A 20,201-nucleotide genomic window follows, 5' to 3' on the forward strand; every position below is an offset into this window, starting at 1 on the left:
GATTGCGCTGGAAAATTGAAAGTCTATGTTTATTAAAATGAACATCGCAAGGCCGTTTGCCCGCCTTGTGTCAAATATATTGAAACTTCACCGGCCGCTGGTTTAGGGTAACGGTTGCCTTGAGCCGAAAAGCAGGCTGGCCGGGCAGAATTCCTGACAGCGCCCGCATAGAACGCGGGGCACTCGTATTCAATAAGAGGAGGACACTCGAATGACCACCCTGACTCGTGCCGACTGGGAACAACGGGCTCGCGATCTGAAGATCGAAGGCCGCGCCTACATCAACGGCGAATACACCGATGCAGTCTCTGGGGAGACCTTCGAGTGCATCAGCCCCGTCGATGGCCGTCTGCTGGGCAAGATCGCCAGTTGTGATGCTGCCGACGCCCAGCGTGCCGTTGACAACGCCCGTGCCACTTTCAATTCCGGCGCCTGGTCGCGCCTGGCGCCGACCAAACGCAAAGCCACCATGATTCGTTTTGCCGGCCTGCTCAAACAGCACGCCGAAGAGCTGGCCCTGCTCGAAACCCTGGACATGGGCAAGCCCATCAGCGATTCCCTGTACATCGACGTTCCCGGCGCGGCCCAAGCCCTGAGCTGGAGCGGTGAAGCCATCGACAAGATCTACGACGAAGTCGCTGCCACCCCGCACGATCAGTTGGGTCTGGTGACTCGTGAGCCGGTCGGCGTGGTCGGTGCGATCGTGCCGTGGAACTTCCCGTTGATGATGGCCTGCTGGAAACTCGGCCCGGCGCTGTCCACCGGTAACTCGGTAATCCTCAAGCCCTCCGAAAAATCGCCGCTGACGGCGATTCGCATTGCAGCGCTGGCCGTTGAAGCCGGTATTCCGAAAGGTGTGCTGAACGTGCTGCCGGGCTACGGCCACACCGTCGGCAAGGCACTGGCCCTGCACAATGATGTCGACACGCTGGTGTTTACCGGTTCGACCAAGATCGCCAAGCAACTGTTGATCTACTCCGGCGAATCGAACATGAAACGCGTCTGGCTGGAAGCTGGCGGCAAGAGCCCGAACATCGTGTTTGCCGATGCGCCGGACCTGCAAGCCGCCGCCGAAGCCGCCGCCGGTGCCATCGCCTTCAACCAGGGCGAGGTCTGCACCGCCGGTTCGCGCCTGCTGGTCGAGCGTTCGATCAAGGACAAATTCCTGCCGCTGGTGATCGAGGCCCTGAAAACCTGGAAGCCGGGCAACCCGCTGGACCCGGCGACCAACGTCGGTGCGCTGGTGGATACCCAGCAGATGAACACTGTGCTGTCTTACATTGAGTCGGGTCATACCGACGGCGCCAAACTCGTGGCTGGTGGCAAGCGCATCCTGCAGGAAACTGGGGGCACGTATGTCGAGCCGACGATTTTCGACGGTGTGAGCAACGCGATGAAAATTGCTCAGGAAGAAATCTTCGGTCCGGTGTTGTCGGTCATCACCTTCGACAGCGCTGAAGAAGCCATCCAGATCGCCAACGACACGCCTTACGGCCTGGCCGCTGCCGTCTGGACCGCCGACATCTCCAAGGCTCACCTGACCGCCAAGGCTTTGCGTGCCGGTAGCGTGTGGATCAATCAGTACGACGGCGGCGACATGACCGCGCCGTTCGGTGGCTTCAAACAGTCGGGCAACGGTCGCGACAAATCATTGCATGCGTTCGACAAGTACACCGAGCTGAAGGCGACCTGGATCAAGTTGTAATAAGCCAGTGAGGGAGCCCGGTAGTAAATCGGGCTCCTGAACGACGCAGATTCCCTGTGGGAGCGGGCTTGCTCGCGAAGGCGGTGTAACAGCCAACATTGATGTTGGATGTGATGGCCTCTTCGCGAGCAAGCCCGCTCCCACATTTGCTTTGTGTAGTCTGTTAAAAAATCCACAGGAGCGTGGAAACATGCGTTGGGCGACGTATTTCGCCGTTTTGGCGTCTGTCTTGAGTGTCGGCCTGGCCTTGGGTGTCAGCATGCCGTTGGTATCGCTGCGTCTGGAAGGCTGGGGCTATGGCTCGTTCGCGATCGGCGTGATGGCGGCGATGCCGGCCATTGGCGTACTGCTGGGGGCGAAGATTTCCAGCCACCTCGCGGCCCGGTTTGGCACGGCCAATCTGATGCGCCTGTGCCTGTGGGCCGGGGCGGTGTCCATCGGGTTATTGGCCGTGTGGCCGAGCTATCCGGTCTGGTTGGTGTTGCGGTTGATGATCGGGGTGATCCTGACCCTCGTCTTCATCCTCGGTGAAAGCTGGATCAACCAATTGGTGGTCGAGCAATGGCGCGGTCGACTGGTGGCGTTGTATGGCAGCAGTTACGCGTTGAGCCAGCTGGCCGGGCCGTTACTGTTGGGGGCGTTGGGCACGGAGCATGATTATGGTTTCTGGGTCGGCGTCGGTTTGCTGATGACGTCACCGTTCCTGCTGTTGGGCCGCGGCGGCGCACCCACCAGCGAAGCTTGCAGCGTAACCCTCGGTGACTTGTTGACCTTCTGCCGCGGCTTGCCGGCGATTGCCTGGGCGGTGTCGCTGTTCGCGGCGTTCGAAGCGATGATCCTGACCTTGCTGCCGGTCTATTGCCTGCGTCAGGGCTTCACCACGGAAATCGCCTTGGCGATGGTCAGTACCGTCGTGGTGGGTGATGCCTTGCTGCAATTGCCGATTGGCGCGCTGGCCGATCGCTTGTCGCGACGTACATTGTTTACCGGTTGCGCGATGCTCTTGTTGCTGTCGAGTCTGGCGATTCCATTGCTGATCGACACGCTGTTGATCTGGCCGCTGTGGGTATTGTTTGGCGCCAGTGCCGGCGGTTTGTTCACTTTGTCGCTGATCTTGATTGGCGAGCGTTATCGCGACGATGCCTTGGTGCGCGCCAATGCCCATATCGCACAATTATGGGGAATTGGTTGCCTGATCGGGCCCTTGGCGGCCGGTGCCGGGAGTCAATGGATCAGCGGGCATGCCTTGCCGTTACTGATGGCGGCGGGCGCGTTGGGGCTGGTGATTCTGGTATCGCGGCAAGGGGCGTTTGGTGTGGTTCGGCCGGCATAGATCAAAAGATCGCAGCCTTCGGCAGCTCCTACAGTTGAACTGTGATCCCGGAGTTGCGAAGCTGAGATCCTGGCAATTCAAGCTACAACATCCGCTCCAGGCCAACCATGCTGCTGAGCCATGAATTGAAGTGTCGCCACCAACCTCCCGGTTCTTTGGTCAATATGCGCTGCTTGCCGTCGTCTTCGGTGACCCAGACGATCTGACCCTTTTCCAGCCGGGCCTGATAGCTGAGGGCAGGCGCCATGCCCTCCAGTGCCAGTTCACGTACCCGTCCGGCGAGCTGTGGGTTGTCCACCAGGACCCCGACTTCGGTGTTCCACAGTACCGAGCGCGGGTCGAAATTGAACGAGCCGATAAAAGCTTTCTGTCGGTCGAAAATCATCGCCTTGCTGTGCAGGCTGGAGTCGGAACGGTAGGAGGAGCTGCTGCCACTGTGAAACAGACTCGGTCCGCTACCGTTGTCTCCATTGTCGCCGGGCTGACGGCGCAATTCGAACAGCTGCACTCCATGCTCCAGCAAGGTTTTGCGATAAGGTGCGTAACCACCGTGCGCGGCCGGTACGTCGGTGGCTTCCAGCGAGTTGGTCAGCACACTGATCGATACGCCGGCATCGGCGCGACCGGTCAGGTAAACCAGCCCCGGTTGGCCGGGTACGAGGTAGGCCGAGACCATAATCAACTCTTTGCTGACCCCATTGAGCTCGGGCGCCAACTGGGTGGTCAACAACAAGTGCGGGTCAGGTTCGCCCTCGGACAGCACCTTGCTCGGCGCGTCCCACAATGCCTGGTTCCAGGCCCAGATCAGCTCCCGACGCCAGGCATCCAGACGCGGCTGAGTGGTGTAGGCCATCAACTGCTGATAAAGCGCATGATCCTGTTTGCGCGTTTCCTCCAGGGATTCGTCCAGTCGGGTTCGGGTGTTTTTCAGATCCCTGGCTGTCGGCTTTGTCGAGAGAAACTGCTCGATCGGCTTGCTCAGGGCACTGTTCCAGTACTGGTCGAAGCTATGCCCCAGCTGTTCGGCGACCGGGCCGAAACCAAGCATGTCGATGTCGGTGAAATTCAGGTTGGGCTCGGCATCGAAATACTCGTCCCCCAGGTTACGTCCGCCAACGATCGCCGCGCTGTTGTCCGCCACCCATAGTTTGTTGTGCATGCGCCGGTGTTGCTGCGACAGGTTTAAGAACCGGCCCATGGTTCGCGTAACGCCAGTGCTGCGGCCCAGATGCAGCGGATTGAACACGCGGATCTGAATCTTCGGATGTGCGGCGAGGGTTGCGATGATTCGGTCCAGGCCATCGCTGGTGGTGTCGTCGAGCAGAATCCGCACCCGCACGCCGCGGTCGGCGGCCTTGAGCAATTCGCTCACCAGTATTCGTGTGCTGATGCCGTCATGGACGATGTAGTACTGCAGATCGAGGCTGCTTTGGGCGTTGCGAATCAGCTCGGCGCGCGCGGTAAAAGCCTCGGCGCTGTCGGAGAGCAAGCGAAAGCCCGATTGGCCCTTATAGGGGGCTGCCTGGGCCTGGATCGAGCGACCGAACGCCGAATCGGCCGCGGGCAGGGCCTGACTCGGTTCGCGGGGGACATTGAGTGTTGTACAACCACCGAGGAGCGAGGCGAGTAACAGAAGAGCAAGCAGGGGCTGTCTGATTCTCACGGAGCGTATTCCGGATGGTGGCGGTTAGCATATGGACGCCGCATCCCGAAGAAAGGTCAGTCGGTTTCCGCCAACAGTTTGATGGCTGTCGCACCGACCTTGCGCACGGCTTCTTCGATCTGCGGAGTTGTTTTGGCAGCGTAGTTCATCCGCAGGCAATTGCGGTATTTGCCCGAGGCGGAAAAGATACTGCCGACCGCAATCTGAACGCCTTGGTCATGCAGTGCCCGATTGAGTTTCAGGGTGTCGAAGCCCTCCGGCAGTTCGACCCACAGCATGAAGCTGCCTTGCGGACGGCTGGCCCGGGTGCCAGCGGGGAAATAGCGGGTCACCCAGTCGATCATCGCGTCGCGGTTGCGCTGGTATTGCGTGCGCATCTTCCGCAAATGCGGTTCGAAGTGCCCAGCCTTGAGAAACTCGGCAATCGCAATCTGCGGTTGCGGCGCGGTGGAACCGGTGCTGATGTACTTCATGTGCAGCACTCGTTCCAGATAACGGCCCGGTGCGACCCAACCAATGCGCAGGCCTGGTGCCAGGGTCTTGGAAAAAGAACTGCAGAGCAGGACGCGACCGTCTTCGTCGAAGGATTTGATCGTGCGCGGGCGCGGGTAGGTGTAGGCCAGTTCGCCATACACATCGTCCTCGATAATCGCTACGTCGAAACGCTGTGCGAGCGTCAACAGCGCACGTTTGCGCGCCTCCGGCATGATATAGCCCAACGGGTTGTTGCAGTTGGGGGTCAACTGTATGGCTTTGATCGGCCATTGCTCCAACGCCAGCTCCAACGCATCGAGGCTGATGCCGGTGAGCGGATCGGTGGGGATTTCCAGGGCTTTCATGCCCAGGCCTTTGAGCGTTTGCATGGCGCCGTGAAAGCTCGGCGAATCCACGGCGACGATATCACCCGGCTCGCAAATGGCGCGGATGCTGGTGGACAGTGCTTCATGGCAACCGGTCGTGATCACCAGATCGTTGGCGCTCAACTGGCAGCCGGAATCGAGCATCAGGCGCGCGATCTGCTCGCGCAATTCAAGGGTGCCGTAAATGTTGTCGTAATACAGACCGGGCATGTCCTGCCGACGGCTGATTCGCGCCAGGCTGCGCAGCAGTGGTTTCATGGTCGGCGTGGTGATGTCCGGCATGCCGCGCCCCAGTTGCACGACGTCCTTGCGCGGTACGGCGCGGATCAGTTCCAGCACTTGATCCCACTGCGAAATATCTACCGGTCGTTGGGCCGGCCGGCCAATCGCTGGCAGCTCCGGCAGCTCGCGACTCACCGGTACGAAGTAACCGGACTTGGGTTTAGGCATCGCCAGACCCACGTCTTCCAGCATTCGATAGGCTTGCTGCACCGTGCTCAGGCTGACCCCGTGTTCGACACTCAGTGCCCGCACCGAGGGCAACCGGTCGCCGGGGCGATAGAAGCCCTGTTCGATACGCGTGCCGAGCAATTCGGCGAGGTTGACGTAAAGGGTCATGGCGCAGTCTCTGTGTGGGTGATTCGGTTGACCAGTACAGATGGGGCAAAAATGTGTGATTCAGACGCTGAAACGGAAAATCTGTATGGAGTTAATACACCGCCGTTGAATCTGTAATGCTTTTCGCCGCCCGCGCATCATGAAAGCTCTGGCTACCCAAGTAAACAGGAGCAATGAAAATGAACGGCTTGAGCGATGTGCGGCTGACGTTACACAGTCAGGAACTGGCGGCAGGGCAAAAAAACGGTGCACGCGAGGCGGTGATGCGCAACGCACCGTCCGGCCTGGGTCGCTGGGGTCTGTTCTGGCATCGTCTGCACACGCGCAAGGCGTTGCTGACGCTGACGCCGGAACAGCTCAGGGATGTCGGATTGAGTCGTGAGCAGGCGCGGGAGGAGGGGCTTAAGCCGTTCTGGCGTCTGTGAGATGCACCGCGGTCCCTCGTAGGAGCTGCCGAAGGCTGCGATCTTTTGATGTTGCTCTTGAAACAAGATCAAAAGATCGCAGCCTTCGGCAGCTCCTACGGGGGTCAGGCCAGTTCTTTGAGCCGATGCCACAACATCCCCAGCGCCAACAACGGAGAACGCAAATGCTTGCCACCCGGGAAGGTGATATGGGGCACCTTGGCAAACAGATCGAAACCACCGCTCTGCTGACCGCTGATGGCTTCAGCCAACAACTTGCCCGCCAGATGCGTGGCATTCAACCCATGACCGGCATAGGCCTGGGCGTAATACACATTCGGCTGCTCCTTGAGCCGGCCGATCTGCGGCAGGCGATTGGCGCCGATGCCGATCATTCCGCCCCATTGATAGTCGATGTTCACCCCGGCCAGTTGCGGAAACACCGCCAGCATCTTCGGTCGCATGTACGCGGCGATGTCTTTCGGGTCGCGCCCTGAATAATGGCAGGCGCCGCCGAACAGCAAGCGTCGATCCGCCGAGAGTCGGTAATAATCCAGCGCCACCCGTTGATCGCAGACCGCCATGTTTTGCGGTAACAAGGCGTGAGCCTGTTCGGCACTCAAGGGTTCGGTGGCGATGATGTAACTGCCGGCGGGCAGCACTTTGCCGCCGAGTTGCGGATTGAGATCGTTGAGGTAGGCGTTGCAACCCAGCACCAGCGTCTTCGCGCGAACCGTACCCTGGGCGGTGTGGACCTTGACCTCGGGGCCGTAATCGATGCGGGTCACTGCCGATTGTTCGAACAGCTTCACGCCCAATTGCCCGGCGGCTGCCGCTTCGCCGAGTGCCAGGTTCAAGGGATGCAGATGCCCGGAGCCCATGTCGATCAAACCGCCGACATAGCGATCGGAACCCACCACGCTGTGCATTTCGTGAGCTTGTAGCAGACGGGTTTCGTAGCGGTAACCGAGGCTGTGCAGCTCGATGGCGTCTTCGGCGAAGCCTTCCAGCTCTTGAGCCTTGTTGGCGAGGTCGCAGTAGCCCCAGGTCAGGTCGCAAGGGATCTGAAAGCGCTCGATCCGCTGTCGGACGATTTCCACCGCTTCCAGACCCATCAATTTCATCTGACGCACACCGTCTGCACCGATCACGTTGGCGAACTGGTCGAGACCATGGCCGACACCGCGAATCAACTGCCCGCCATTGCGTCCGCTGGCGCCCCAACCGATCTTGTGCGCTTCCAGCAGCACCACGCTGAAGCCGCGTTCGGCCAGTTCGAGGGCGGTGTTCAGCCCGGAGAACCCGCCGCCCACCACGCACACGTCCGCCACCAGCTCACCTGTGAGCACCGCAAGATCGGGCTGCGGCAGGCTGCTGGCGGCGTAATAAGAGGCTGCGTGTTGATGGCTCGAGGCAGGTTGCTGAACGGGGGCGTTCATGTGCGTCATCCTGGGTGCATGTGTTTGAAAAAGTTGACGGAGCATAAGCCGCCGCTTCGGACGCGGGCAACACCGGTCGGTTGGCGCTGTCTGGATCGGGTTTTTTGCGTCAGAATCCCGGTCTATTTCGTATTCGGTCACCGCTTCGATGAGTTGCAACAGTCAGAAAATTCGCACACTGCGCCAACAGATTCCCTCTTTCGAGTGCGTGCCCGGCTGCCATGACTGCTGTGGGCCGGTGACCACCTCGCCCGAAGAAATGTCCCGCCTGCCGCGCAAGACCCGGGCCGAGCAGGATGCGGCGATGGATGAACTCAATTGCGTCCATCTGGGCCCCAATGGCTGCACGGTGTATGACGAACGACCGCTGATCTGTCGGCTGTTCGGTACCACCAAAACGTTGCCATGCCCTAACGGGAGACGGCCGGTGGAGCTGATCCATCCGCGGGTCGAGAAGCAGATTCATGAATACATGGCTTCTACCCGACAGGTGTTGGTTTAGCGTCGCCAGCTGAAAGATCGCAGCCTTCGGCAGCTTCTACAGAGGAACGCGTACACCCGTAGGAGCTGCCAAAGGCTGAGATCTTTTGATCTTTGCTTTTCAGTCCGGAATCGGCAGGTTCAAGCTCTCTTTCACTTCTTCCATCACGATATAGCTCTTGGATTCGCGCACATGCGGCAGCTTGAGCAGGATGTCGCCCAGCAGTTTGCGGTACGAGGCCATCTCGGAAATCCGTGCTTTCACCAGGTAATCGAAATCCCCTGACACCAAATGGCATTCCAGCACGTGGGGCAGTTTTAGCACCGCGCGTCGGAACTCTTCGAAAGTATCGCCGGATTTGTAGTCGAGGCTGATCTCGACGAACACCAGCAGGCTACCCTTCAGGTGCTGCGGATTCAGACGGCGCGTTGTAGCCCATGATGATCCCTTCGCGCTCCAGTCGCCGTACCCGTTCGGTGCAGGGCGTAGTGGAGAGGCCGACCTTTTCCCCCAGCTCGGTGAAGGAAATGCGCCCGTCCGCCTGCAGGATCCGCAGGATGTTGCGGTCGATCTTGTCCAGCTCACGTTTGGTCTGAGTGTTGGTCCGCATAGGGGATGCGCCTCCGTGAAAAGGGTTTTTGCCGAGAATTGTCGCCAAATATAGGCACTTATATAGTGAAAAGCACTGGCTAATCTTTTTTAAACTGCCCACATCTTCGGTCTGCACACTAAACGTCAGCGGTAAGCCGCGATGAGGGATATGAAAATGCGCGTTCTGGTCTTGGGTAGCGGCGTCATCGGTACCGCCAGTGCCTATTATCTGGCACGGGCTGGCTTTGAGGTGACGGTTGTCGACCGTCAGCCAGCGCCGGCCATGGAAACCAGTTTCGCCAACGCCGGGCAGGTTTCGCCGGGTTATGCCTCGCCGTGGGCCGCGCCGGGTGTGCCGCTCAAAGCCATCAAGTGGCTGTTGCAGCGTCACGCGCCATTGGCGATCAAGGCCACCGCCGACATCCATCAATACCTGTGGATGGCGCAGATGCTGCGCAACTGCACCGCCAGCCGTTATGCGGTGAACAAGGAGCGCATGGTGCGCCTGTCCGAGTACAGCCGCGACTGCCTCGACGAATTGCGCGCCGAAACCGGCATTGCCTACGAAGGCCGCACCCTGGGAACTACCCAACTGTTCCGCACCCAGGCGCAGCTTGATGGCGCCGCCAAAGACATCGCCGTGTTGAAAGAGTCCGGCGTGCCGTTCGAATTGCTCGACCGCGCCGGCATTGCCCGGGTTGAGCCGGCCCTGGCCAGCGTCACCGACATTCTCGCTGGTGCCTTGCGCTTGCCGAACGACCAGACCGGCGACTGCCAGATCTTCACCACCCGCCTGGCCGAGATGGCCACGAAACTGGGTGTGGAATTCCGTTTCGGCCAGGACATCCAGCGCCTCGACTTCGCCGGTGATCGCATCAACGGCGTGTGGATCGACGGCAAGCTGGAAACCGCCGACCGCTACGTGCTGGCGCTGGGCAGTTACTCGCCGCAATTGCTCAAGCCGCTGGGCATCCGGGCGCCGGTGTACCCGCTCAAGGGTTACTCGCTGACCGTGCCGATCATCAACCCGGCGATGGCTCCGACGTCGACCATTCTCGACGAGACCTATAAGGTCGCGATCACCCGTTTCGACAACCGCATCCGCGTCGGCGGCATGGCGGAAATCGCCGGTTTTGACCTGTCGTTGAACCCGCGCCGGCGCGAAACCCTGGAGATGATCGTCAACGACCTTTATCCTCAGGGCGGCGATCTGGCCCAGGCGAGTTTCTGGACCGGCCTGCGTCCGACCACTCCGGACGGCACGCCGATTGTCGGTGCCACGCCGTTCAAAAATCTGTTTCTGAATACGGGCCACGGCACGCTCGGCTGGACCATGGCCTGTGGCTCCGGTCGTTTGCTGGCTGACCTGATGGCGAAGAAGACGCCGCAGATCAGCGCCGAAGGCCTCGATATTTCTCGTTATGGCAACAAACTTCAGGAGTCTGCAAAACATGTCAATCCAGCGCCAGCTCACCAATGAGCGCATGAGCCAGATCGTTGTTCACAACAGTACGGTGTATCTGGCAGGGCAGGTCGGCGATGACATGAGCGCCGGGATTGAACAGCAGACCCGTGAAACCCTCGCCAACATCGAGCGTTTGCTGGATCTGGCCGGGACCGACAAGAGCCGTTTGCTGTCGGTGACGATTTACCTGAAAGACATCGACGCGCACTTCGCAGGCATGAATTCGGTGTGGGACCAGTGGCTGCCAAAAGGCGTCGCACCGGCCCGCGCGACGGTTGAATCGAAGCTGTGCGAACCGCAAATCCTGGTCGAGCTGTCGGTTGTCGCCGCGCTGCCATAACGCTCAGCCAGAAAGATCCCTCTCCCGGCGCTGTTGGCGGTTCACGCTGTCAGCCAGCGCCGGTTTTTTTCAATTGACTGACTAGAAGTCTGCCGCCATGCGTCCAGCCCGTGCCCTGATCGACCTTCAAGCCCTGCGCCACAACTACCAGCTCGCCCGCGAAGTGACCGGGGCCAAGGCCCTCGCGGTGATCAAGGCCGATGCCTACGGCCATGGCGCGGTACGCTGCGCCCAGGCGCTGGAAGCCGAGGCGGACGGGTTTGCCGTGGCCTGCATCGAAGAAGCGTTGGAGCTGCGTGCCGCCGGCATTCGTGCGCCGGTGTTGTTGCTCGAAGGTTTTTTCGAAGCCGACGAGCTGTCGCTGATCGTCGAGCATGATTTCTGGTGCGTGGTGCATTCGCTGTGGCAGCTCGAGGCCATCGAAAAAGCCGCGCTGAGCAAACCGATCACAATCTGGCTCAAACTCGACTCGGGCATGCACCGGGTTGGCTTGCACCCGGCGGATTACCAGGCGGCCTATCAACGGCTGCTGGCCAGCGGCAAAGTGGCGAAGATCGTGCTGATGAGTCACTTCGCCCGCGCCGATGAGTTGCACTGCCAGAGCTGCGCCGAGCAGGTTGCGGTGTTCGAGGCGGCGCGTCGGGGTTTGTCGGCTGAAATCAGCCTGCGTAATTCACCGGCGGTGCTCGGTTGGCCACAGATTCCGAGCGATTGGGTGCGCCCGGGCATCATGCTCTATGGCGCGACACCGTTCGAAGAGGCTAATGCCGTGGCGTCTCGCCTGCAACCGGTGATGACCCTGGAATCGAAAGTGATTAGCGTGCGCGAACTGCCTGCTGGCGAGCCAATAGGCTACGGCGCGAAATTTGTCACCGCCAAGCCGATGCGCGTAGGTGTGGTGGCAATGGGTTATGCCGATGGTTATCCGCGCCAGGCACCGAGCGGTACGCCGGTGTTGGTGGCCGGGCAGCGTAGTCAGTTATTGGGTCGGGTATCGATGGACATGCTTTGCGTCGATCTGACTGATGTGCCGCAAGCCGGCCTCGGTTCGCCCGTCGAGTTGTGGGGCAAAAATATCCTCGCCAGTGACGTCGCGACGGCTGCGGGCACGATTCCTTACCAGATCTTCTGCAACCTGCATCGGGTGCCGCGGCTCTATTCCGGGGCCTGACGAATCACATGCCCGACCGAGAGTCGCTTCGCCAAACAGGATTCAGGCCCAAGTGTTGTAAATACTGAACGCTGTCGCCATGATAACGCTCAATATTCCTGCAAACCTGAATCCCTGGAGGCTCCAGCATTGGACGTCGGTGAACGACTGCAATCGATCCGTAAGCTCAAAGGTCTTTCCCAGCGTGAGCTCGCCAAACGTGCGGGTGTTACCAACAGCACCATTTCGATGATCGAGAAGAACAGCGTCAGCCCCTCGATCAGTTCGCTGAGGAAGGTTCTGGGCGGAATTCCCATGTCCATGGTCGAGTTCTTTTCCGAAGAAATCCTGCAGGAAAAACCGACTCAGATCGTCTACAAGGCTCACGAGCTGATCGATATTTCCGATGGGGCAGTGACCATGAAACTGGTCGGTCGGGCTCACCCGAGCCGGGCCATTGCATTCCTCAACGAAATCTATCCGCCTGGCGCCGACACGGGCGAGGAGATGCTCACCCACGAGGGCGAGGAGACTGGAATTCTGGTGGAAGGGCGGCTGGAATTGGTGGTCGGGCTCGAAACATTTGTGCTCGAAGCCGGCGACAGCTACTACTTTGAAAGTACCAAGCCACACCGTTTCCGTAATCCGTTCGATGCTCCGGCGCGACTAATCAGCGCAGCCACCCCGGCAAATTTCTAAGAGAAGCGGCGTCCTGCCCGGATTGCGCAGACGCCCTTGTTGTATTTCCTTCCCACGACAAGACCCCTTCGACTTTGGGGTTGTTTCAGTGTGACGGGCTTACCGCTATACTTGCGCCCGCCTGCGAACCGTGGCCGTGGGCGTGACTAGCCACCATTGAGGGTGTACGCGTGAACCTAATTATGAAAATGCTGGCCGCACCAGCAACCGTATTGGCCCTTTGGGCAGTCAGCGCACAAGCTGCGACCAACGACGATATCGCTAAACGTCTTGAACCCGTTGGCCAGGTGTGTGTGCAGGGCAAAGAGTGCAAGGGGATGGAAGTCGCTGCGTCTGCGGGGGGCGGTGATGCCAAGACCCCTGACTCAGTGATTGCAAAACATTGCAACGCATGCCACGGCACCGGCCTGTTGGGTGCACCGAAAGTCGGTGATGCTGCAGCCTGGGGCGAGCGCGCCAAGAAAGAAGGTGGCCTCGACGGCCTGCTGGCGAAAGCAATCTCCGGCGTCAACGCGATGCCACCAAAAGGCACTTGCGCCGATTGCTCTGATGCTGATCTCAAGGGTGCCATCCAGAAGATGTCCGGTTTGAAATAAGTCTGTCTTCAATGAAAAGCCGCTTTCGAGCGGCTTTTTTGTGCGTGCGATTTTTCGCTGAGGCTATGCTTTGTGGCAAATCCCCGGCAAGCTCGGTCCAACCCCAATTCATGGAACGGGCGGGAGGATCAGATGGTGCAGTTGTGTTCTATCGAACAGGCGGTCGATGACGTTCTGGCACGGTTGCCGGCGCATATCCACATGGGCTTGCCGCTGGGGCTGGGCAAACCCAATCACTTCGTCAACGCGCTGTATCAACGGATCGCGCAATTGCCTGAGCGGCAGCTGACGATGTACACCGCCCTGTGCCTCGGACGCCCGCCATTGGGCGATGGCTTGCAAAAGCGCTTCCTCGAACCCTTCATCGAGCGAGTGTTCGGCGATTATCCGGAGCTGGATTTTCTCGCCGATTTGCATCGCGACAGCCTGCCGGCCAACATTCACGTCCATCAATTCTTCCTGCAGCCAGGCAGCCTGCTGAACAGCGCATCGGCCCAGCAGGATTACGTCAGCAGCAATTACAGCCACGCGGCCCGGGACATCAATGCCGCCGGCTTGAACCTGATCGCGCAACTGGTCGCCAGCCACAGCGAGCATCCCGATCGCCTGAGCCTGAGCTGCAACCCGGACATCACCCTCGATCTGTTGCCGATGATTGCCAAGCGCCGGGCGGCGGGGGAGACGATCCTGCTGGTGGGGCAGGTACACAACGATTTGCCGTACATGCCTGGCGATGCGGAAATCGGCATCGACACCTTCGACCTGCTGATCGACGCGAAGGACAACACCACGCTGTTTTCCACGCCGAACATGCCGGTGGGTTTCCAGGATCATTTCATCGGGTTGCACGCCAGCACGCTGGTGCGCGACGGCGGCACCTTGCAGATCGGCATCGGTTCCATGGGCGATGCCCTGACGGCAGCGTTGCTGGCGCGGCAGGCTGACAGTGACGGTTACAAGGCGTTACTGGCGGATCTGAATCTCAGCCAATGGGCGCAGTTGATTGAGCACGAAGGGGGGACCGAACCGTTCGCCAAGGGCCTTTACGGTTGCAGCGAAATGTTCGTCAACGGCTTGCTGGTATTAGCGGACGCCGGGATCGTGCGGCGCAAGGTCTACCCGGACGTGGCGACCCAGCAGCAGGCGAATGCCGGGACGCTGGACGAGGCCGCGCAGACTGACGGCATCTCGGTGCATGGCGGGTTTTTCCTCGGGCCGCGCAGTTTCTACGAGCGCTTGCGCGCGTTGCCGCAGAACAAGCGACTCGAGTTCAACATGACCCGCATCAGCTACATCAATGAGCTCTACGGTCAGGAAGAACTCAAACGCTTGCAGCGCCTCGATGCGCGTTTCATCAACACTGTCTTCACCATGACCTTGCTCGGCGCCGGCGTGGCCGATCAACTTGAAGACGGGCGAGTGCTGAGCGGTGTCGGCGGGCAATACAACTTCGTCGTCCAGGGCCATGCGCTGGAAGGCGCGCGCTCAATCCTGCTGTTGCGCAGTTGGCGTGAGTCGGGCGGTGAAGTCAGTTCGAACATCGTCTGGGAATACGGCCACTGCACGATCCCACGGCATCTGCGGGACATCGTCGTCACCGAGTACGGCATCGCCGATTTACGAGGCAAGACCGACGCGGCGGTGATCGAGGCGTTGCTGAACATCAGCGACTCACGTTTCCAGCCTGGGCTGATCGAGCAGGCGCAAAGCGTTGGCAAATTGCCGAAACATTTTCGCCTCGATCCGCGTTTCGCCGACAACAGCCCACAGCGTTTGCAGGCCATTCAGGCTCGGCATTCGAATCTGTTTCCGGAGTATCCCTTGGGCTGCGATTTCACTGCTGAGGAACGGGACTTATTGCGGGCGCTGAACTGGTTGAAGAGCAAGTTCAAGCTCACGGAAATTCTGGAACTGGGCAAGGCCGCGCTGGATGCGCCGCAACCTTCGGAATTTCCAGTGCATCTGGAAAGGATGCAGCTGACGAAGCCGGAGGGGTTGAAAGAGGATCTGTTTCAGCGGTTATTGCTCACCGGCCTGAAGGCGACCGCTTTGTAACAGCCGACGGAGATCAAATGTGGGAGCGGGCTTGCTCGCGAAAGCGGTGTATCAGTCAAAGTTGATGTCGACTGGCACACCGCTTTCGCGAGCAAGCCCGCTCCCACACTGGTTTTGCGGTGCGGCGGTTTATTCGATAAAGGTTACAACACCATCGGCCAGCGACTGCACCCGCGCCAACGATTCCACGCGATAACCCTGGGCATCCAGTTCCGCACGGCCACCCTGGAATGACTTCTCGATCACGATACCCAAACCGGCCACGGTCGCGCCGGCCTGTTTGATTATCGAGATCAGCGCCTGCGAGGCCTTACCGTTGGCCAAAAAGTCGTCGATAATCAGCACGCGGTCGCTGCTGGTCAGGTGGCGCGGGGAGATCGCCACGGTGCTTTCGGTTTGCTTGGTGAACGAATAAACGGTCGCCGATAGCAGGTTTTCAGTCAGGGTCAGGGACTGATGCTTGCGGGCGAAAATCACCGGTACGCCAAGGTTCAGGCCGGTCATGATCGCCGGCGCGATGCCCGAGGCTTCGATGGTGACGATCTTGGTGATGCCCGAATCCTTGAACAGCGAGGCGAATTCGTCGCCGATCAGCTTCATCAGGGCCGGGTCGATCTGGTGGTTCAGAAAGGCGTCGACTTTCAAGACCTGATCGGAAAGCACGATGCCTTCTTCGCGAATTTTCTTGTGCAGTGCTTCCATGAAGCTTTCCTCTACTGACGCCATGTGCGCCTGGCGTGTAAAAAGTGTGCGGTTAAAAAGTGCTCAATTCTAGCGCTTTAACATCGCGCGTATATCCGCCAATGCGGTATTACCGCGCACGGCTTTGACTTCGGTCGGGGTGTCGTCGTTGCCTTCCCAGGCCAGGTCGTCCGGCGGCAGTTCATCGAGGAAACGGCTGGGCGCGCAGTCGATGATCTCGCCGTATTGCTTACGCTTGGCGGCGAAGGTGAACGCCAATGTCTGACGCGCCCGGGTAATTCCGACGTAGGCCAGGCGACGTTCCTCTTCGATGGTGTCGGCTTCGATGCTGGAGCGGTGGGGAAGGATTTCCTCTTCCATGCCCATGATGAACACGTAGGGAAACTCCAGACCCTTGGAGGCGTGCAAGGTCATCATCTGCACGCCTTCGGCGCCGTCTTCCTCTTCTTGCTGACGCTCCAGCATGTCGCGCAGGACGAGTTTGCCAATGGCGTCCTCGACGGTCATCTCGCCTTCTTCGTCTTTCTCCAGGGTGTTCTTCAGCGCCTCGATCAGGAACCAGACGTTACCCATGCGGTAATCGGCGGCCTTGTCGCTGGAGCTGTTGGTGCGCAGCCAGTTCTCGTAGTCGATGTCCATGACCATGCTGCGCAGGGCGGAAATCGGGTCCTCGCCGGCGCACTGCTCGCGGACCTTGTCCATGAAGCGCTTGAAGCGTGACAGGCGATCGGTGAAGCGCGTGTCCAGATGCTCGCCCAAACCGATTTCGTCGGTGGCGGCGTACATCGAGATTTTTCGCTCGGTGGCGTAGTTGCCCAGCTTCTCCAGCGTGGTCGAACCGATTTCCCGGCGTGGGACGTTGATCACCCGCAGGAAGGCGTTGTCGTCGTCCGGGTTTACGATCAGGCGGAAGTAGGCCATCAGGTCTTTCACTTCCTGACGTCCGAAAAAGCTGTTACCGCCAGACAGGCGATACGGAATCTGGTGGTGCTGCAGCTTCAGCTCGATCAGCTTGGCCTGGTAGTTGCCGCGATACAGGATCGCAAAATCGCTGTAGGGCCGATCCGTGCGCAGGTGCAAGGTCAGCAGTTCCACGGCCACGCGCTCGGCCTCGGCGTCTTCGTTGCGGCAACGGATCACACGGATTTCGTCGCCGTGGCCCATCTCGCTCCACAGCTGCTTTTCGAACTCGTGCGGGTTGTTGGAGATCAGCACGTTGGCACAGCGCAGGATGCGGCTGGTGGAGCGGTAGTTCTGCTCGAGCATCACCACTTTCAGGGATGGGTAATCATCCTTGAGCAGCATCAGGTTTTCCGGGCGGGCGCCGCGCCAGGCGTAGATCGACTGATCGTCGTCGCCCACCACGGTGAACTGGTTACGCTTGCCGATCAGCAGTTTTACCAGCAAATACTGGCTGGCGTTGGTGTCCTGGTATTCGTCCACCAACAGGTAGCGGACCTTGTTCTGCCATTTTTCCAGGATATCGTCGTGTTCCTGGAACAGTTTTACCGGCAGCAGGATCAGGTCGTCGAAGTCCACCGCGTTGAACGCCTTGAGCGTGCGCTGGTAGTGGGCGTAGACGATGGCGGCGGTCTGTTCTTTGGGATTGCGCGCGTTTTCCAGGGCTTCGGGCGGCAGGATCAGGTCGTTTTTCCACGAGCCGATCATGTTCTTGATCTCGTCGACGCCGTCGTCGCCCGAGTATTCCTTCTGCATGATGTCGGTCATCAGGGCTTTGACGTCGGTCTCGTCGAAGATCGAGAAGCCCGGTTTGTAGCCCAGCCGCACGTGTTCCTTGCGGATGATGTTCAGGCCCAGGTTGTGGAAGGTGCAGACCGTCAGGCCGCGGCCTTCGCCACCCTTGAGCAGCGTGCCGACCCGTTCTTTCATCTCGCGCGCGGCCTTGTTGGTGAAGGTCATGGCGACAATGTATTGGGCGCGGATGCCACAGTTCTGGATCAGGTGCGCAATTTTGCGGGTGATCACGCTGGTCTTGCCGGAACCTGCGCCGGCGAGCACCAAAAGAGGGCCGCCGACGTAGCTCACGGCTTCTTGCTGCCGGGGATTGAGTCGGGACATACGAAATCAGGGAGTCATCAGCGAAATGGGCCGGCATTTTAACAGGCTCAGCGAATTGTGCTGCTCTCTCCGACTTGTGACGTAACACGCGATCTCTAATTGCCGGTTTTGATACTTTCACGCAGGATGCGTAGTGAATTTGCGTCTAATGTTCGTATTCAAGACGCAAAAGCCGTGTTTGATAACCGATGTCATTTGGTCATTGGTTACCCGCGCGGCATAATGCCCGCCGCCTACATCTTTGCAGAGTCTAGGAGCTAGCTTGTCTACGCCTGTCGAACCCTTGCGTTTGCTGCTACTGGCCGAAGAGCCAGCGTGGGCAGCGTTGTTGCGCGAGTGTCTGGCTCCGATGGGGAGTTCGGCTGTGCTGCTCAGCGCGCCGAGCTGGGAGTCGGTCAGTAGCCTGTTCGATGACAACCGCAGCGCGGTGTTGTTGACGATTCCCGCTCTCCAGCCAGCACCCGGCCGTTGCAACCTGCCGACGGTGTTGCTGCTCGAACACGAGCCGCTGGCGCCGCCCGACGGTGTGAGCGACTGGCTGGTGCGCAATCTGCTGGACCCCGGCATGTTGCGCCGCTGCCTGCGCCACGTGCGTGAGCGCGGCGTGCTGGAAAACACCTTGCAGCGTCTGGCCGAGCAGGACCCGTTGACGGGTATCGCCAACCGTCAGGGTTTCCAGACCTTGCTGGCGGCGCGTCTGGCCGACAACGATGGTCGGGGCCTGGCCCTCGGTCACCTCGACCTCGACAACTTTCGACACGCCAACGACGCGCTCGGCCATCAGGCCGGCGACCGGTTGATCCTGCAAGTGGTCTCGCGGCTGAAAAGCCAGCTGGAGGCCAGCGATCAACTGGCGCGGCTGGGTAGTGACGAATTCGCCCTGCTGATCGACACCCGCCGTGCCCCTCAACGCGCCGAATGGATGGCCGAACGCATTACCGAAGCGCTGTCCGAACCCTATTGGATCGATGGCGAAAGCCTGTTGATCGGTTCCAGTCTCGGTATCGCCCACGCACGAGCGCAGGCCGGCGCCGACCCGTTGATGTGGCACGCGCACATTGCCATGCAGCAGGCCAAGAGCACTCAGGGCTGCACGTTTCATGTCTTCAACGAACGGATCAATCGCAATGCCCGCAGCATCGCCGACCTCGAAAGTGAACTGCGCCGCGCCTTGCGCCGCGATGAGCTGGAGCTGCATTACCAGCCACGCCTGAACCTTGAGGACGGCCAGATCGTCGGCCTCGAAGCATTGGTGCGCTGGCGTCATGGCGAACGCGGCTTGCTGCCCCCCAGCGAATTCGTGCCATTGGCCGAGCAAAGCGGCTTGATCGTGCCGCTGGGTTACTGGGTGATTTCCCGGGCCCTGCGAGACATGCAAGCGCTGCGCGAACGAGGTCTGCCGGCGCTGCACATGGCAATCAACCTGTCGTTCCGGCAGTTTCAGGACAGCCAATTACTGTCGACCCTGAGCCGGCTGATTGCCGAGCGCGGCGTCGAGGCGCAATGGCTGGAATTCGAACTGACCGAAACTGCGGTGATGCGTCGCAGCGATCTGGTCAAGCAGACCATGGACGCCCTCGGGCGTTTGGGCGTGCGCTTCTCGCTGGACGATTTCGGCACCGGATTCTCTTCGTTTGTGCACCTCAACAGCCTGCCGATTGCGTTGTTGAAGGTCGACAAGAGCTTTGTCGGCGGCATGGAAGAGCGGGAAGAGAATCGTAAACTGGTGCACGCGATGATCAACCTGGCGCACAACCTCAACCTGGAAGTGGTCGCCGAAGGCGTGGAAACACCAGAGCAGCTGGATTTGTTGCGCGGCTTTGGTTGCGATCAAGTGCAGGGGTACCTGATCAGCAAGCCGTTGCCGTTGGCGGAACTGGTTGAGTACCTGACGTTCGGCAGCAGTCAGCAGCCTGCACTGGAAGTCGTGGTTTAAACACGGACAAATGTGGGAGCGGGCTTGCTCGCGAAAGCGGTGTATCAGTCTACGTAGATGTCGACTGACACACCGCTTTCGCGAG

16 protein-coding genes and 1 pseudogene are annotated in these 20,201 nt (G+C 59.9%); 11 read left to right on the top strand and 6 right to left on the bottom strand.

The window, feature by feature from the left end; genetic code table 11:
- Positions 1 to 211 precede the first annotated feature (211 nt).
- Positions 212 to 1,705: an aldehyde dehydrogenase gene (locus ABH909_RS04525; protein WP_429430815.1), complete on the top strand. Its 1,494-nt coding sequence runs from the start codon at positions 212 to 214 to the stop codon at positions 1,703 to 1,705.
- Between the two features lie 190 nt (positions 1,706 to 1,895).
- Positions 1,896 to 3,038, top strand: coding sequence for an MFS transporter (locus ABH909_RS04530; RefSeq protein ID WP_429430817.1), 1,143 nt, complete (start codon positions 1,896 to 1,898; stop codon positions 3,036 to 3,038).
- 82 nt (positions 3,039 to 3,120) lie between these two features.
- Here the strand turns inward: ABH909_RS04530 and ABH909_RS04535 are convergent, their stop codons facing one another.
- Together ABH909_RS04535 and ABH909_RS04540 are read right to left on the bottom strand one after the other, a co-directional pair.
- Positions 3,121 to 4,701, bottom strand: a complete 1,581-nt coding sequence (locus tag ABH909_RS04535) for a phospholipase D family protein (protein ID WP_429430819.1) — start codon at positions 4,699 to 4,701, stop codon at positions 3,121 to 3,123.
- 56 nt (positions 4,702 to 4,757) lie between these two features.
- On the bottom strand, positions 4,758 to 6,179 hold the full coding sequence (locus ABH909_RS04540; RefSeq protein WP_429430821.1) for a PLP-dependent aminotransferase family protein: 1,422 nt from the start codon (positions 6,177 to 6,179) through the stop codon (positions 4,758 to 4,760).
- A 179-nt stretch (positions 6,180 to 6,358) separates the two neighbouring features.
- Between ABH909_RS04540 and ABH909_RS04545 the strand changes: the two genes are divergently transcribed.
- Positions 6,359 to 6,604, top strand: coding sequence for a DUF1127 domain-containing protein (locus tag ABH909_RS04545; protein ID WP_429430823.1), 246 nt, complete (start codon positions 6,359 to 6,361; stop codon positions 6,602 to 6,604).
- Positions 6,605 to 6,708: 104 nt separating this feature from the next.
- On the opposite strand, the gene ABH909_RS04550 is transcribed toward ABH909_RS04545, so the two are convergent.
- The gene (locus ABH909_RS04550; RefSeq protein WP_429430824.1) at positions 6,709 to 8,022 is read right to left on the bottom strand and encodes an NAD(P)/FAD-dependent oxidoreductase; all 1,314 of its coding nucleotides are present in this window, start codon (positions 8,020 to 8,022) and stop codon (positions 6,709 to 6,711) included.
- A gap of 148 nt (positions 8,023 to 8,170) precedes the next feature.
- On the opposite strand from ABH909_RS04550, the gene ABH909_RS04555 reads away from it, so the two are divergent.
- Entirely contained in the window at positions 8,171 to 8,524 is a 354-nt protein-coding gene (locus ABH909_RS04555) for a YkgJ family cysteine cluster protein (RefSeq protein WP_007894729.1), read from the top strand.
- Between the two features lie 99 nt (positions 8,525 to 8,623).
- On the opposite strand, the pseudogene ABH909_RS04560 reads toward ABH909_RS04555, so the two are convergent.
- Positions 8,624 to 9,113: pseudogene (locus ABH909_RS04560) on the bottom strand (Lrp/AsnC ligand binding domain-containing protein).
- A 156-nt stretch (positions 9,114 to 9,269) separates the two neighbouring features.
- Between ABH909_RS04560 and dadA the strand changes: the two are divergent.
- From dadA to ABH909_RS04590, 6 genes are all read left to right on the top strand, one after another.
- On the top strand, positions 9,270 to 10,574 hold the full coding sequence (gene dadA, locus ABH909_RS04565) for a D-amino acid dehydrogenase (protein ID WP_429430826.1): 1,305 nt from the start codon (positions 9,270 to 9,272) through the stop codon (positions 10,572 to 10,574).
- Positions 10,546 to 10,899, top strand: a complete 354-nt coding sequence (locus tag ABH909_RS04570; RefSeq protein WP_123499481.1) for a RidA family protein — start codon at positions 10,546 to 10,548, stop codon at positions 10,897 to 10,899. Before dadA ends, ABH909_RS04570 begins: the two co-directional genes overlap by 29 nt.
- Positions 10,900 to 10,996: 97 nt before the next feature.
- Complete coding sequence (gene alr, locus ABH909_RS04575; protein ID WP_429430828.1) at positions 10,997 to 12,070, top strand: alanine racemase; 1,074 nt, start codon at positions 10,997 to 10,999, stop codon at positions 12,068 to 12,070.
- Between the two features lie 129 nt (positions 12,071 to 12,199).
- Complete coding sequence (locus ABH909_RS04580; RefSeq protein WP_018927504.1) at positions 12,200 to 12,748, top strand: cupin domain-containing protein; 549 nt, start codon at positions 12,200 to 12,202, stop codon at positions 12,746 to 12,748.
- 182 nt (positions 12,749 to 12,930) lie between these two features.
- Positions 12,931 to 13,344, top strand: a complete 414-nt coding sequence (locus ABH909_RS04585; RefSeq protein ID WP_429430830.1) for a c-type cytochrome — start codon at positions 12,931 to 12,933, stop codon at positions 13,342 to 13,344.
- A gap of 132 nt (positions 13,345 to 13,476) precedes the next feature.
- Positions 13,477 to 15,399, top strand: coding sequence for an acetyl-CoA hydrolase/transferase C-terminal domain-containing protein (locus ABH909_RS04590; protein WP_429430832.1), 1,923 nt, complete (start codon positions 13,477 to 13,479; stop codon positions 15,397 to 15,399).
- 129 nt (positions 15,400 to 15,528) lie between these two features.
- Here ABH909_RS04590 and ABH909_RS04595 read toward each other — a convergent pair whose 3' ends face one another.
- Together ABH909_RS04595 and rep are read right to left on the bottom strand one after the other, a co-directional pair.
- Complete coding sequence (locus ABH909_RS04595) at positions 15,529 to 16,101, bottom strand: xanthine phosphoribosyltransferase (RefSeq protein ID WP_429430834.1); 573 nt, start codon at positions 16,099 to 16,101, stop codon at positions 15,529 to 15,531.
- A 69-nt stretch (positions 16,102 to 16,170) separates the two neighbouring features.
- Entirely contained in the window at positions 16,171 to 18,180 is a 2,010-nt protein-coding gene (rep, locus tag ABH909_RS04600) for a DNA helicase Rep (protein ID WP_429430836.1), read from the bottom strand.
- 262 nt (positions 18,181 to 18,442) lie between these two features.
- Here rep and ABH909_RS04605 point away from each other — a divergent pair, with 262 nt between their 5' ends.
- Complete coding sequence (locus ABH909_RS04605) at positions 18,443 to 20,116, top strand: putative bifunctional diguanylate cyclase/phosphodiesterase (RefSeq protein ID WP_429430838.1); 1,674 nt, start codon at positions 18,443 to 18,445, stop codon at positions 20,114 to 20,116.
- Positions 20,117 to 20,201 lie beyond the last annotated feature (85 nt).

This window comes from Pseudomonas sp. BS3782 TE3695 (assembly GCF_050435305.1).
Taxonomy (GTDB): Bacteria; Pseudomonadota; Gammaproteobacteria; order Pseudomonadales; family Pseudomonadaceae; genus Aquipseudomonas.